The organism is Vibrio sp. nBUS_14, from assembly GCF_051201655.1.
Lineage (GTDB): Bacteria > Pseudomonadota > Gammaproteobacteria > Enterobacterales > Vibrionaceae > Vibrio.
Genome location: NZ_CP179207.1, coordinates 975,969 through 988,915, shown reverse-complemented (window position 1 = coordinate 988,915; position 12,947 = coordinate 975,969). Strand labels below are relative to the sequence as shown.

The 12,947-nt window shown below is 44.6% G+C and carries 14 protein-coding genes and 2 pseudogenes; 4 read left to right on the top strand and 12 right to left on the bottom strand.

What is annotated here, in order from left to right; all coding sequences use genetic code 11:
- Positions 1–61 precede the first annotated feature (61 nt).
- Entirely contained in the window at positions 62–1,675 is a 1,614-nt protein-coding gene (locus ACMAZD_RS22100) for a GMC family oxidoreductase (RefSeq protein ID WP_435249493.1), read from the bottom strand.
- Positions 1,668–1,974 (bottom strand): annotated as a pseudogene (locus tag ACMAZD_RS22095) (AMP-binding enzyme); the annotation flags it as partial. The pseudogene ACMAZD_RS22095 and the gene ACMAZD_RS22100, both read right to left, overlap by 8 nt.
- Before the next feature lie 257 nt (positions 1,975–2,231).
- On the opposite strand from ACMAZD_RS22095, the gene ACMAZD_RS22090 reads away from it, so the two are divergent.
- Both ACMAZD_RS22090 and ACMAZD_RS22085 read left to right on the top strand, forming a co-directional pair.
- The gene (locus ACMAZD_RS22090) at positions 2,232–3,257 is read left to right on the top strand and encodes an AraC family transcriptional regulator (protein WP_435249492.1); all 1,026 of its coding nucleotides are present in this window, start codon (positions 2,232–2,234) and stop codon (positions 3,255–3,257) included.
- A 269-nt stretch (positions 3,258–3,526) separates the two neighbouring features.
- Complete coding sequence (locus tag ACMAZD_RS22085) at positions 3,527–4,678, top strand: MFS transporter (RefSeq protein WP_435249491.1); 1,152 nt, start codon at positions 3,527–3,529, stop codon at positions 4,676–4,678.
- Between the two features lie 107 nt (positions 4,679–4,785).
- On the opposite strand, the pseudogene ACMAZD_RS22080 reads toward ACMAZD_RS22085, so the two are convergent.
- Positions 4,786–4,980, bottom strand: a pseudogene (locus ACMAZD_RS22080) (GNAT family N-acetyltransferase); the annotation flags it as partial.
- 133 nt (positions 4,981–5,113) lie between these two features.
- Between ACMAZD_RS22080 and ACMAZD_RS22075 the strand changes: the two are divergent.
- Positions 5,114–5,320 (top strand): DUF2986 domain-containing protein, encoded by a 207-nt coding sequence (locus ACMAZD_RS22075; protein WP_435249490.1) that lies wholly within the window; start codon positions 5,114–5,116, stop codon positions 5,318–5,320.
- A 126-nt stretch (positions 5,321–5,446) separates the two neighbouring features.
- Here ACMAZD_RS22075 and ACMAZD_RS22070 read toward each other — a convergent pair whose 3' ends face one another.
- From ACMAZD_RS22070 to ACMAZD_RS22030, 9 genes are all read right to left on the bottom strand, one after another.
- Positions 5,447–6,370 carry an ABC transporter substrate-binding protein gene (locus ACMAZD_RS22070; RefSeq protein WP_435249489.1) on the bottom strand — a complete coding sequence of 308 codons (924 nt, stop codon included), beginning with the start codon at positions 6,368–6,370 and terminating at the stop codon, positions 5,447–5,449.
- A 2-nt stretch (positions 6,371–6,372) separates the two neighbouring features.
- A complete protein-coding gene (locus ACMAZD_RS22065; protein ID WP_435249488.1) occupies positions 6,373–7,248 on the bottom strand; it encodes a metal ABC transporter permease in 876 nt (291 codons plus the stop codon).
- Positions 7,248–7,982: a metal ABC transporter ATP-binding protein gene (locus ACMAZD_RS22060; RefSeq protein WP_435249487.1), complete on the bottom strand. Its 735-nt coding sequence runs from the start codon at positions 7,980–7,982 to the stop codon at positions 7,248–7,250. Before ACMAZD_RS22060 ends, ACMAZD_RS22065 begins: the two co-directional genes overlap by 1 nt.
- Positions 7,982–8,917: a metal ABC transporter solute-binding protein, Zn/Mn family gene (locus ACMAZD_RS22055; protein ID WP_435249486.1), complete on the bottom strand. Its 936-nt coding sequence runs from the start codon at positions 8,915–8,917 to the stop codon at positions 7,982–7,984. Before ACMAZD_RS22055 ends, ACMAZD_RS22060 begins: the two co-directional genes overlap by 1 nt.
- Positions 8,918–8,933: 16 nt before the next feature.
- The gene (locus ACMAZD_RS22050) at positions 8,934–9,527 is read right to left on the bottom strand and encodes a DUF6162 family protein (protein WP_435249485.1); all 594 of its coding nucleotides are present in this window, start codon (positions 9,525–9,527) and stop codon (positions 8,934–8,936) included.
- Positions 9,524–9,859, bottom strand: coding sequence for a hypothetical protein (locus tag ACMAZD_RS22045; RefSeq protein WP_435249484.1), 336 nt, complete (start codon positions 9,857–9,859; stop codon positions 9,524–9,526). The genes ACMAZD_RS22050 and ACMAZD_RS22045 overlap by 4 nt, the downstream gene beginning before the upstream one ends.
- A gap of 114 nt (positions 9,860–9,973) precedes the next feature.
- Positions 9,974–10,810 carry a DUF4198 domain-containing protein gene (locus tag ACMAZD_RS22040; protein ID WP_435249483.1) on the bottom strand — a complete coding sequence of 279 codons (837 nt, stop codon included), beginning with the start codon at positions 10,808–10,810 and terminating at the stop codon, positions 9,974–9,976.
- A gap of 99 nt (positions 10,811–10,909) precedes the next feature.
- The gene (locus ACMAZD_RS22035) at positions 10,910–11,428 is read right to left on the bottom strand and encodes a DUF2271 domain-containing protein (RefSeq protein ID WP_435249482.1); all 519 of its coding nucleotides are present in this window, start codon (positions 11,426–11,428) and stop codon (positions 10,910–10,912) included.
- A gap of 71 nt (positions 11,429–11,499) precedes the next feature.
- Complete coding sequence (locus ACMAZD_RS22030; protein ID WP_435249481.1) at positions 11,500–12,129, bottom strand: PepSY-associated TM helix domain-containing protein; 630 nt, start codon at positions 12,127–12,129, stop codon at positions 11,500–11,502.
- A gap of 419 nt (positions 12,130–12,548) precedes the next feature.
- Here ACMAZD_RS22030 and ACMAZD_RS22025 point away from each other — a divergent pair, with 419 nt between their 5' ends.
- Positions 12,549–12,872, top strand: coding sequence for a hypothetical protein (locus ACMAZD_RS22025; protein WP_435249480.1), 324 nt, complete (start codon positions 12,549–12,551; stop codon positions 12,870–12,872).
- Positions 12,873–12,947 lie beyond the last annotated feature (75 nt).

The following is a 12,947-nucleotide window of genomic DNA, read 5'->3' as shown; positions in this document are numbered from 1 at the left end:
CAATCAGTTACCTCTGTTTCTTTAATTATACAACCATCTCGTCTTCTGCATGTTCATTGGTTTATTGCTTACTAAACCCATACTGTTCTTTGATCTGATCTGCGATTTTTTCGGCAATCATAATGGTTGGCGCATTGGTATTAGCCCCCACTAATGTTGGCATCACAGAAGCATCAATGACTCTTAAGTTATCCAATCCATAGACTTTAAGATCGTTATCTACCACGGCCAGAGAATCATCAACGGTTCCCATTTTGCAGGTTCCGACTGGATGATACTGAGTATCCGCACGATTTCGAATATCTTGCTCAATAGCCTTGTCATCATTGGCATCGACCGGATAAAAAGCATTGCCACGGATATCATCAAACGCCGCGCTTTCTAGCATTTGATACTGCTTCTTCCAACCTTTAATCATCACGTCCATGTCTTCAGGATGACTGAAAAACGCAGGATCGATCTTAGGCGGATCATAGGGATCACTGCTATTGAGTGTCACGGTACCTATACTTTTCGGTCGTAGCAAGGTGACATGAGAGGTAAACCCATGACTAGTGTGTATTTTTCGGGCATGGTCATCAACCACGGCAACCACAAATACAAACTCTAGATCCGGCACCGCGATATGATCTTCTGAACAAAGAAAGCCTATCCCTTCTGCAAAATTACTGCTCATCTTGCCGCGGCGTTCTTTGTGCCATAGCGGTAAAGCTTCTGTCATTTCCAAGGCCATTTGCAGCGAGATACCGAAAGTTTCACGCTTTTCACTGCATTTGTACGAATGGACTAAGTCGATATGGTCTTGAAGGTTCTTACCCACTCCAGGCAATTCATGAACCTGTTCGATGTCATGCCTCTCTAGTTCAGCTTTAGCGCCCACACCCGACATTAACAGCAATTGGGGGGAACCAAAGGCGCCAGCGGATAGAATCACTTCTTTGTTGCATTGGATCTGATAACGCTTGCCGTTAGAACCATACTCGACACCAATCGCCTTCTTGCCTTCAAACAAGACCTTATACGTAGTTGCTTTAGTCACCACGGTTAGATTTGAACGCGACAGGTTTGGCGTTAAATAAGCCTTGGCAGCACTGCATCGTTCGCCATTAATTTGAGTCACCTGAGTCGGCATCGCCCCGAATTGTGCCGCACCGTTGATGTCTTCATTACGAGGAACCCCTATCGACTCACACGCCGTTAAGTAACGTTCCAACATCGGACTTGGCGATCGAAGGTTCGCCACATTCAAGGGACCACCTTGGCCGTGATACTCATCTTGGTGAACCTCGTTATTTTCTGCTTTCTTAAAATAAGACAGACACGCTTCATAATTCCACCCAGTGTTACCCAAGCTTTCCCATGTGTCGTAGTCGTAACGGTGCCCACGAGCATACATCATGGCATTAATAGAGCTGGAACCGCCCAGTGTCTTACCTCTCGGTTGGTAACCTTTACGGCCATTCAAACCCGGTTGTTCAACGGTTTCAAAAGCCCAATTATTGAGTTTGGTTGGCATCATTGCCACTATGCCAACCGGAGTATGAATCAATGGGCTGCTGTCTTTACCACCCGCCTCTAGTAAACAAACCGTGATATTCGGGTCCTCAGACAGCCGCGAAGCCATGACACAACCTGAAGAACCACCGCCAACAATAATAAAATCATAACTATCCATGGGTTGTCTCCGCTAGTTCGAGTGGGTGTAACTCTCTCTTCAAAATCTTGCCTGTTGCCGTCATTGGTAGCGCTTTACGAATAAACACTTTACGAGGATATTTGTAACCCGCCAATTGCTCACGACACCAAGATACCAGCATTGTGCTATCACATTGTGTATGTTCATTAAGCACAACGATAGTAACCTTTCATGACACTTGGATTCTTGATGCAGACTTCGCCCAATTCATCCATGGCGACTAAGTTACCTTGGATGCCTTTACTTTTAATAAGGTGACCACACAAAGGTTGACGAACACAATGCAGCGAGTTAATTCGCAAAGTGACGGGTACGACCCAATGTGCAACTTGTTAAATTACAACATTTTGATAGCATTTCGAACAGGTTTTAAAAAGACAAAAACCGGTGATATTCGGACACAGCTCTATCAGGCCTTGTAAAACCTTGCACACATAAAACAAAAGTTTAAACAACCTTGGGAAAGTGAGAGCAGGCGACAAGCGTAAATGTTAAGAGTTCGGTTAAGATGGCAATATTCAACAAGAGGCATCCTATGGAATACACCGCAGTCTATGAACCCGATATGCAAGCATTCGGTATTCTTGATCTTCAATTGCTTTATCGTTACATGTCGCCCGCTCTCAGCATCAAAGAACTGCTTGAAGGCAGTAACATCGATGATCTTCAACTCAACACGCCAGACACGCACATTACCTTGGCGCAAAAGTTGGCGGTGTTTAGTAATGCGCTAGAAAATACCAACGAAGAAGGTCTCGGGCTCAGAGTCGGTCAACAAGCACGTTTCAGTGATTTCGGTGTTCTGGGGTATGCGGTGTTCAGCAGTGAAACACTATTGGATGCCTTGTTGATTGGATTTAAATATCTACAGCTTGCAGGCCCAGTACTAAGAAAAACCATGTCTGTTGAAGACAACGTGGGGCACTTTCGCGCAGAACAACTTATCGATTTAGATTCGCTGCTGCCTTTTTGCTGTGAATACTGGTTCACCGCGATTCAAAGCCTGTGTGAAGAAGTGCTGCAACAACCCTTCCCCTCACAAGTGATCCGCTTCCCTTATCCCAAGCCTGAATATGGCGAACTCTACACAGAGATTTTCCGTTGTCCGGTCGAATTCAACAGTGATCGTCTTGAATGGCAGTTCGACGCAACAAGCTTGTATTCACCTCTTCCGACCGCCAATACCATCACGCTGCAGATGTGCTTGAAATCGTGTGATGATATGTTGGCGAAGGTTAGTACTCCCACCAGCCTAAAAGAAAAAGTCTCTCAGATGTTGATCGAAAGACCTGGATGTTACCCTTCCATAGAATCTATCTCGTCAGAATTGGGGATGTCTTCTCGAACACTGCGCCGGCACCTCAAAGCGGTTGATACGAGTTATCAGAAAATTCTTGATCATGTTCGTTTTCACCTTTCTCGACACTATCTTTCTTCAACTCAAATGAGCATTGAAGAGATATCCGAACGCGTCGGTTTTTCTGACAGCGCTAACTTTCGACATGCGTTTCGTAAGTGGAGTGGCAGTTCGCCAAGGCAATACCGTAAAGAAGTCGTCTAACACTAAATAGCACATCAAATGAAATTCCAGTGGTGCCAGTTAACACCCGTTCGCTTTCTAATTTAAATAGACGATGAACAAGGGTTTAACGGATTTTAAACCGCATAAAATGTTGCCAAATCGAAAAATATCGCAATGGTCTTTTAGTTTAGATTGGCGATAAATTTCTTTTATCTTCACGACCATTTTTATTCGTTTTACCCAATTCAGTTTCTCCCCCATAGTCGCGGAAAATTCATCGTTTCTTTCACTATTTAGAGGCTCCTGCATTGGACAACATCCAACCAACAACTCGCATAACTGTTCCTGTTATTGCATTGTCTTTTTACGCGATCGCTTCAGGCTACTTAATGAGTTCATTACCATTAATGCTGTCTGAGTATGGCTTAGACAGTAACCTATCGAGTTGGTTGGCTAGTGCCTTTTATGCAGGTCTTTTAGCGGGTACGTTATTGATTGAGCGTGCAATCAAGCGTGTTGGTCACAGAGACGCGTTCGTTATCGCACTGACCATTTTTATCGCTACGATCCTTTTATTACCGTTGGCACCACATCAATACGTTTGGCTGTTGGCTCGTTTCGTGGCAGGTGTCTCTGTTGCTGGGATCTTTGTAATTGTAGAGTCTTGGCTAATGAGCGGCGATGAATCTCAGCGTGCGAAACGTCTAGGGGTTTACATGTGCTCGCTATACGGCGGCTCTGCCGTTGGTCAACTTGGCATTGGATACCTTGGAATTACAGGTGGCGTGCCTTTCATCGCAATGTTCACCTTGCTGTTTGGGGCAATCATTGTATTGATGTACGGGCAAGCGACTGCACCAAAAATTCACGATGCGCAGTCTCTATCACTAAAGCAAATCAGCAAGCTAAGTCATAGCGCTCTGATTGGTTGCATTGTTTCAGGGCTAACTCTTGGTTCGATTTATGGCTTGATGCCTGTAGAACTGGCTCAACGCAACATTGCACACCAAGATATTGGTGGTTTGATGGCGTTAGTCATCATGGGTGGTATGGCTGTTCAACCGATGGTGACATGGTTATCTCACCACATAGGACAAGTGTTATTAATGGCTCTATTCTGCCTACTAGGGGTTGCAAGCATTGGCGTTCTCACTATCAACCATGATTTTTACGTTCTTGGTATGAGCTTGTTTGTGTTAGGCATGGCGACGTTTGCGCTTTACCCGATTGCGATTAATTTGGGTTGTCGTAACTTAGACCCGAACTACCTAGTGTCGGTGACTCAGGTTATGTTGTTGTGTTACAGCGTGGGTTCAGTCGCAGGTCCATTGGTTGCGGATAGCTTTATGGATTCACAAGCAGGACTATTTACTTACCTGTTTGCGTCCCTGCTAGCGACAACGATTTATATGTTAATCGCAAGCCTAAAGCGCTCTCCTCTACAGATTGCTGGCGAGTAGCCCAATCACAGTCAGCGAATCTTAGTCAACGAGACAGAATCAACGAGTTGCATTGTCATTTAGGGCCTCTTCACTAAAGGTTATTCGCCTGAAGAAAGCGCCCTTTTTGATGTGTCTTTGATACGTCGGGGGTTAACGATCAATAAGCACACACCTTTCTCTTGATGCATTTTGAGAATGTTGTTTTCGATGTATTCAACAGCCTTGTCAGTATCTGTTATTTCCTTGTCTTCGATGTAACGCAGGAAATCTTCTGAGCTATATAATCTCTGGATAAACGCCGCATCTTGAGGTGTGCCCATTCTTAATCATAAACGTGCGGTCTCGACTGCCTGCATAGTGATATTTTCCTTGCTGAATACCATGTAAATATTGAGTTCTAGATCTAAAATGATTATTCTCCACCGCATAAACTAAATACAAGGCTATGCAGCAATGAACCGTAAGAAAAAAATCAATCAAATTCTAAAGAAAAGACAGAAACAGGCGAATTCTAAACTGCATGGTAGCAACAAACCTCGCTACATCTCTAAAGCTGACCGCGCAAAAATGGAAGCTGAAGAGCAAGCGAAAGCCGCTCAAAAACAAGTAGAAGGTACAGTAGACTTAGCTTTAGAAGCTGAAGAAACAAAAAACTGCTGAATAAGCGTTTTGTTCTTTAGTCATCTTGCGGATTACGAACCGGCAAGAAAAAAGCAGCCTAAATTGGCTGCTTTTTTAATCGTATTTTTTCAACGAGTGGTTTATTTGCTAACCTGTTTTAGCCACTTAACCTTTGAAAGGCTCAACTTCCCAGCGAGAAAATGGCGCTTTTTCGTTAATCCCTGCTCTTCCCCAACGGTCTACCGAGTCAACAACAAGAATTCGCTCATTAGGTACCAGTGACTTAATCAAAGTCGTAGGCTTTTTCGCAGTCACTAACCACAATGTATCGTCTTCTGAAAACATCGCTTTTAGCTTCGCTTTATCCTGTTCTGTCCATTCAAGTTCTGCTTTGAACATGCGGCCTTCAACAAACAGTTGGCTACCAGATACGAAATCTTCCAAACTTTCTGAAAGCAACAATACTGAATCTACGTCGTTATCTAATAACACCGCTTGTTGCTTGTTAATCAATTCACGAACATTAAGCATTACGCGTTGTAGGTTGCTATCAATCGTTTCTGCTTGCTCTGGCCACAATAACCTAAAGTCGGCAGCCACAATTGCCGCCATACGCGTTAAGTTTGTCGGGTTTAACCACGCGTACTTAGACACATCACCACTCGATAACGTCAACGCTGCAACACCTTGTGCGCGTGGAGTAATCGCTTGAGCGGCATCAACTTCAACCAAACGGATGTTGCCCTGCCTTGCGTATACAAATGTAGGATCAGCTAGCCAGATGGATGACAGCGTTAACGCAACGGTCGCCTTTTCACCTGACTTAAGCACCTTACTTGCGCCCTTAGTACCAAACCAGTTAGGCAGGCGATCAATACCGTACCGTTTTGGTGGTAGGTATTCAGTCGTAATGTCGGTGCCTTTGGTCAATTCTGTCGCTAGTGCGTAAGTCACTGGCGTACTGGTAAGGATATCCTCTGCATTTACGTTGAGAGGCACCATTGAGCCGCCAAACAACATGCTGCTGACTACACTCACTTGAGCAGTTGCTTTTAGTGAACTTGAAATACGGTTCATTAAAGAAGTCATGATTATGCCTTTCTTAAAATTCGGTATAGCGTTGCCGCTAGGAAAAACGTTGCAGAGACGATGATGATTGAAGCGCCTGATGGCACTGGGAGTTTTAGCTCCATAGGTAATACCGTTCCGACCAAACATGCGATGGTTGCCAGTAACGCAGACAGTAAAACAAAGCTGCCCATGCGCTTAGTCAGCAATCGAGCCGTAGCACCTGGGATCAGCAATAACGCGCCAACCAGAACCGCACCCACGATTTTCACCGCTGCAATCGTCACCAAGGTGATCATCATGACAAACAAGTAGTCGTAGAAGCTGGTGTTATAGCCACGCACCTTGGCAATATCAGGGCTGATACAAGTCAAAAGAATGCGGTTGAACGTCGGTATCAAAAGTAAAATGATGATCGCGCAGCTACCTGCGAGAATCGCTAAGTCTTGGTCTGTTACCGTGAGGATCGATCCAAATAACACGTTCTCAAGCATATGGATATTGATCTTACGAGCTACGTACATCAGCAATGCCGCGCCCACCGCTAACGCAAGTGCAAGGAAAACGCCGACTAAGGTATCGTATGGCACATTGGTTCTATTTCTTACAAAGTGAAGAAGCAAAGCGAAGATCATACAGAAACTAAACAGCCCGATGATTGGGTTTTCTGGTGGTTCACCAAGCAGAACACCAATAGCGATACCGGTTAACGCTGCGTGGCCAACTGCCTCAGAGAAGAAAGCCAGACGCTTTGCAATCACCAAAGTACCAAGGCCACCTAGTAACGGGCCCAGTAACAATGCAGCAACCAGTGCATTCACCATGAACGCATACATGAAGCTGTCAGATAACCAACCCGCTTCAACGCCACTTACGGCAAGTTGTCGTAACCATTCCATTACGCAACCTCCTTCGATTTAGCTATCGCTGCACCACTGCTGTAATGCTGAAATAAACTTTCAATTTTACTCGGATGCAGTACTTGTTCATGTGGACCACTATCCACCAAGAATCGATTCACAACATGTACATTGGCTTCAAGGCGACGCACTGCGGTTACATCATGGTGAACGGCAAGAATCGTACGGCCTTCATCAACACATTCACGAATGAGAGATTCAAGATAACGAACGCCCTGTTCATCCATACCAGTGGTCGGTTCGTCCAACACCAGTAAGCTGGGGTTATCCAATAAGGCTTGAGCAAACAATACACGTTGTTGCTCACCGCCCGATAACTGCCCCATACGACGATCGCTACGAGTCGCCATACCCACACGATCCAGTTGCGCTAATGCAAGATCCAATTGCTTAGATTTACGACGCCAAAATAGCGGAATTCGTGTTTGGTTAAGCAACACGAAATCCATTACCGTCAGAGGTAAGCTCGACTCGAATGTCGCTTTTTGAGGAACGTAACCAATACTTGGCTTTTCTGGCCAATGAATATTGATTTGCCCAGAGAAAGGCGTCAAACCAAGTACAGAGCGCAGCAAAGATGTTTTGCCCCCGCCGTTTGGCCCCATGATCACATGGCACTCACCTGCTTTAAGTTCTAATGAGATATCGTCAAGAATCACGTTATTATCGTATTGCAGGCCGAGTTTATTAATCGAAATTGAGGGACCTAGCATTACGCGTTCCCGCTTTTAGCTTGGTTAGTCGCTGCAAATTTCATTGCTTCGATTAACGTTTGTAGATTCTTCTTCATCTCAACTTCGACTTTATCGTCTTCATATTCACCGTGCGTCATGTGAGAAAAGCGGTAAAGCTGAACGCCTGTTTCCGCTTCAATCGTGTCAACAAAACGGTTTGGCATGTTTAGCTCGTAAAACAGAACATCAATACCCGATGCGCGGATCTTTTCGATCGTCTCTTGCAGTTGGCTAGCACTTGGTTCTACACCGTGTGCCGGCTCGATTACTGCCGCGACATCCACACCAAACTCTTGAAGGATGTAACCATACGCATTATGGGTCGTCGCGACCTTCATACCTGACGTATCGAGTTCGCCAAGTGACAACATCGCATCACGCTTCATAAAGCGAAATTGCTTGGCGTATTTACGAGCGTTCTTACGATAAAACGCCGCGTTATCTGGGTCGAGCTTAGAGACTTCGCTCGCGATGGTGTAAACCTTTTGAATCGTTGTAGAAAGGCCAACAAACGTATGCGGGTTAACGGCACCTTGACCAACAGACTGGCCTAACGCGGGAAGTAGAGGTACTTCTTTGTTTGCTTCGATAACCACTAAGTCATCGCGTTGCGCGGCTGAAATCACTTTAAGCGCGAAGTCATCGTGACCAATACCGTTTACCACGATCGCATCCATCTGGCTCAATCTTTTTAAATCATTGGGTTGCGGTAAGTAGTTATGAGGATTAAACCCAGCATCAACCAATGGAAGAATGTTCACTTTGTCACCCACCACAGCTTTTACGTAGCTGTAGTAAGGTTGAAGCGTGATACCAATCGTTAGCTTATCGCTATCGATCTTGTATTCTTTTGCCAGTGCATTGGGTGTCATTAACACCGCCAATAACGACATGAACAGAGTCATAATTCGCATAGTAATTCTCTTATTATTAGTGAGCATCTTTATGATGCTGTTCAATTTCTGATTCATTCACGACCATTTTCCAGCCCGCAGACTCAAGCGTATGCTGGTCAAAAGTAGCGGGCTGTTTCACTACACCACCGAAGAAAATCCAGATTTCAGGAGAAACGCTGTTCGCGTTTAAAATAAAGGAATCAGCAAAGCCATACTCGCTTTGTGCAGCATATTCACTTGATGTAGCTTGTTCACTTGGTGCAGAAAAGTAATAACCACGCTCGTCCAAAACCCAAGCATGAGAACCTTTACGCTTCCAGCTCTGGTCTTCAACAAAAGGAGCGACCCATTCATCTTTAAGTGATGCAACACTTGGCCATTCGCCGTCAGAGTCCATACGCAGGTCACGAATTTCTTCATGTGCTAAACGTAGCTCTGACAACATTGCCAAGTTTTCTTGCTCAACATCGGTCACCAGAATTTGATGTTCAAGTACCGCTTTCATGTGGGATTCTGCCTGATGAAATGGGATAGTGACCGTGGCAAAGCTCAGGATGAATACAATGATCAGCCCTACCCATTTGCCTTCTCTGCCACCCGTGTCAGCACGTACGCCTTGAATCATCATTTCTCGCTGATCTCTACAACGTCGACTTCAACAGGAAACTCATGTCCTGAATCAAATACAAGATAGAACTCAGTGTCAGGATTTGGGAATTCAACGATAGAACGTTTATCTGTCACCTCTTTTGCAATTAAGTTGTCGTCGTAATCGTACATCTCAACCGCGTAATCAATCGCTTTACTGCCATCAGAGTAACCCGCTTCACAAGCTACAGTTTTGCCTTCAAACCAGCAGCTCATCAGTGGAAAGTGTGCTTGCGCAGGTAATGCAGCGAAACCAAATCCTAAAGCCAAGCATGGAGTCATTAAAGCGTTAAGTTTTGTTTTTATTGTCATGATTCGTACCCTAGCCACAGTGCAAATTCTCAGTAGTATACTGAGCGATAAAGGGCTCAAATGAGCCCTTGAGATTTTGGTTCTTAATCAGGGTTGTAACCCTGACATAACAGATTATTGAAGCAGTGCTTCGAACGTTAAGTGAACGTTCGCGCTTGCTTTATCTGCCAGTGGGTTGTCAATCAACTCACCTTTGTAGTTCGCTTTCATTACGTAACGACCCGCTACGTTTGGAGTGAAGGTAATTTCACCATTCTCGTCACTCACAACATCAATTTGCTCTTGGTGGTTGCGGTAAAGCGTACCTTCACGAGTGATCTCCGCTTTTACATCTTTCTGGATTTCACCGTTGTAGAAAAACTGGAATGTCACTGGTTCGCCTTCAATAATGTCTGAAGGGTGCGTTACTGGCTTCATTTCAAGTAGTTTGCCTTCAATTTTGAAGACTGAATCCGATGGTTTACCCACTGTGATGTAGCTTTCTGCACGAGTGAAGCTTATTTGTGTTACCACGTCACGCGACTTTTCAGGCAGAACTGAATCACGTTCTGCTTTGTTTGCTTTAACCCATTTCACTGTGTCACGACGACCTGCTTTGTATTGCGTGTAGTAAGAAGGCTCATTGTTGATCGCCACTTTGTGCGTACCTTCTTCTTCGAAATAGAAATCAAAGATTGAACGACGTTTACCGCGAATAACAAAGTTAGGACGCTCGCTGCGACCGTCTGGCATGATGACATGAGCGTTTTCGCTGCCTGCTGGCTTATCGAAAACGAACGTACCGTGAGACGCAGTCACGTCGAACGTTAGCCAATCACCACCTTCTTTAGACACGGTAAAGTGAGAAGGCAGGATCCAACGCGGGTGAGCTTGCGCTGTTGTCGTTGCCGCTAAGCCAAATGCCATAACACCCGCTAATGCAAGTGCTTTAATTTTTGTCTGTTTCATCATGTTCAATTCCATTATTTATAATTTTTAGCCGTGTCGCTCAATCTGAGCCTACGATGACGACTGTCTATTCTGTTCAGTTTGTTTTGCTATTCGTGCTTACTATTTAGCGATGTAGCTCAGAGTGATTGCACCCGTCTCTTCCGTCGCCTTTAGCTCATATGAAGCATTTGTATCCGTTAGTGATACTTTTTGACGAAGGTAATTACGGCCACCGTGTTCGCGAACAACTTCGATATGAACCGTGTACTCGCCCTGCTCTAGAGTCTGGCCATCATCGCTCTTACCATCCCATACAAAGCGGTACTGGCCAGCAGGGCGCGTTGCAGACGTCACTGCATCAACCAATTCACGATCATAACGTCCAACCTTTCTCCACCAGCTACGTAAATCTTTAAGCCATTCATCTTTACCAACCCAAAGCTCAATGGTTTTCACCGACTTTCGTTCGCTGTTCTCTACCCACACCGCCACATAAGGACGCGCGTACATAGAGGTATCAATCTTTGGAAGTTTAAAGTTCACATCAAGTTTTGCCGTATCAGGGATCGCTTGTGCCATAGCAAGACTCGGCAAAAGAGATAAAGCAAGAAGCGCCTTGCTCCAGTTCATTTTTTTCATGTTTAACAACCTTTGAAATCCGTTTAACCTTTAGTTCGTTCTTCAATCCGATTCATCAATCGAATCAAGCGCTAAGGCACGGCGAAAAAATAGATAATAAGTGAGATTGCAGACCCAAACACAGTCCATTTGATGGAGGTATTCAGCGTCTTTTTCTTCGGTAACAGTAAGCACACGCCAGTAAGTACAAAGAAGATCATCAGTAGCGCAGTGATATCGATGAACCACTTCCAAACTTCACCGCTGTTACGGCCTTTGTGTAAGTCGTTCAATAGTGCGATAACGCCGTAATTGGTGGTTTCGACTTCCACTATTTCAGACGTCACGTCGACGAACACAGAGGCGCTGTAGCCAGGTCCTTTGAAATCCATAGACACCTCACCGATGAGCAACTCACCGTCTTCAATCTCTGCGTAGATGTCTAAACCTGAAGGAACGCCCGATAGGTTGGCTTCTTCAAAAAGAAACATTTCAAAGGCCATTTCATCGGCTTTTAATCGCCCGTCTTGGATTGAAAATAAACTTGTAGGAAGCGTAAACGTAGATCGTTGGATATTGGGTTGAGTTGATTCAAATAACTCTGGTCGATTAAGGGTGATACCTGTCACGGAGAAAAAAAGAACAACGAACAGAAGCGCCATTGAAATATAAACATGAAGCCGACGAGCCCATGATTGAACCGCCCTACTTTTTAACGACATACAAACCAATACCTATTATTTTTATAGCGACAATTTAGTTGATAATCATTCGTATTGGCATTCAATTTACATTGTTTACGTTTGCCGAGCGGCGTATGGAAATTTACATAGCATTTCAAAGGAAGCAATCAAACTGCTTGCATATTCTTACTTACTTGTACTGGAGGCAATTAATAAGTTGTATTTGACCTTGTTGATAACAGGTTCAAACCTCAAAAATTCTCAGTCTCAACATGCTCGATTGAGGTTGGTTTAAGGTAGAAGTTATAGCCTTAAGGAATGAAAGTTGAGACTATTCATTGATTGGATCACTTTGATGAGCCTCAACAAACAATGGATTCGTCGGTGGATACGGTTTACCAAAAAGTAATCTCTACAACCGACGACAAGAGAGCAAACAAGCTTAAAGGGATTTTGACATGCGTATTATTGTTGTTTTGGCTTTTGCTGCGCTAGCAACAGCCTGCAGTAGCCAGATGGCCAGCACGGAAGAACATATCCAAAAGTATATCGGCTCAGACATAACCGATGTACAAGAGCGCTATCTCACCGAACGCTCACGCCCTGTTAGTTTTTGGGCATCTAGACACTATGCCTGCGCTGAAACGAAGAAACCATTAGATAATGGTTATACTTTGCATGCCTTTAAGAACCCTTATCGCGACTGCACCATTAACTGGATCGCTGACACCAGCGATGTGATTCAAAGTGCTACGCCAAGTGGGACGATGTGCGATCCGTAATCGATCAATCCGACGAGTAAAACTAGACCAACTCTAACAGACTGAATTACTGAACAAAATTAAAAAGGGTGTCAT

Bases quoted from the DNA above. Each gene is read 5' to 3' on its own strand.
- ACMAZD_RS22070 (WP_435249489.1), bottom strand. From the start codon at position 6,370: ATGACTTCTTTAATGAACCGTATTTCAAGTTCACTAAAAGCAACTGCT.
- ACMAZD_RS22065 (WP_435249488.1), bottom strand. From the start codon at position 7,248: ATGGAATGGTTACGACAACTTGCCGTAAGTGGCGTTGAAGCGGGTTGG.
- ACMAZD_RS22050 (WP_435249485.1), bottom strand. From the start codon at position 9,527: ATGATGATTCAAGGCGTACGTGCTGACACGGGTGGCAGAGAAGGCAAA.
- ACMAZD_RS22055 (WP_435249486.1), bottom strand. From the start codon at position 8,917: ATGCGAATTATGACTCTGTTCATGTCGTTATTGGCGGTGTTAATGACA.
- ACMAZD_RS22040 (WP_435249483.1), bottom strand. From the start codon at position 10,810: ATGATGAAACAGACAAAAATTAAAGCACTTGCATTAGCGGGTGTTATG.
- ACMAZD_RS22060 (WP_435249487.1), bottom strand. From the start codon at position 7,982: ATGCTAGGTCCCTCAATTTCGATTAATAAACTCGGCCTGCAATACGAT.
- ACMAZD_RS22100 (WP_435249493.1), bottom strand. From the start codon at position 1,675: ATGGATAGTTATGATTTTATTATTGTTGGCGGTGGTTCTTCAGGTTGT.
- ACMAZD_RS22045 (WP_435249484.1), bottom strand. From the start codon at position 9,859: ATGACAATAAAAACAAAACTTAACGCTTTAATGACTCCATGCTTGGCT.
- ACMAZD_RS22090 (WP_435249492.1), top strand. From the start codon at position 2,232: ATGGAATACACCGCAGTCTATGAACCCGATATGCAAGCATTCGGTATT.
- ACMAZD_RS22075 (WP_435249490.1), top strand. From the start codon at position 5,114: ATGAACCGTAAGAAAAAAATCAATCAAATTCTAAAGAAAAGACAGAAA.
- ACMAZD_RS22030 (WP_435249481.1), bottom strand. From the start codon at position 12,129: ATGTCGTTAAAAAGTAGGGCGGTTCAATCATGGGCTCGTCGGCTTCAT.
- ACMAZD_RS22025 (WP_435249480.1), top strand. From the start codon at position 12,549: ATGCGTATTATTGTTGTTTTGGCTTTTGCTGCGCTAGCAACAGCCTGC.
- ACMAZD_RS22035 (WP_435249482.1), bottom strand. From the start codon at position 11,428: ATGAAAAAAATGAACTGGAGCAAGGCGCTTCTTGCTTTATCTCTTTTG.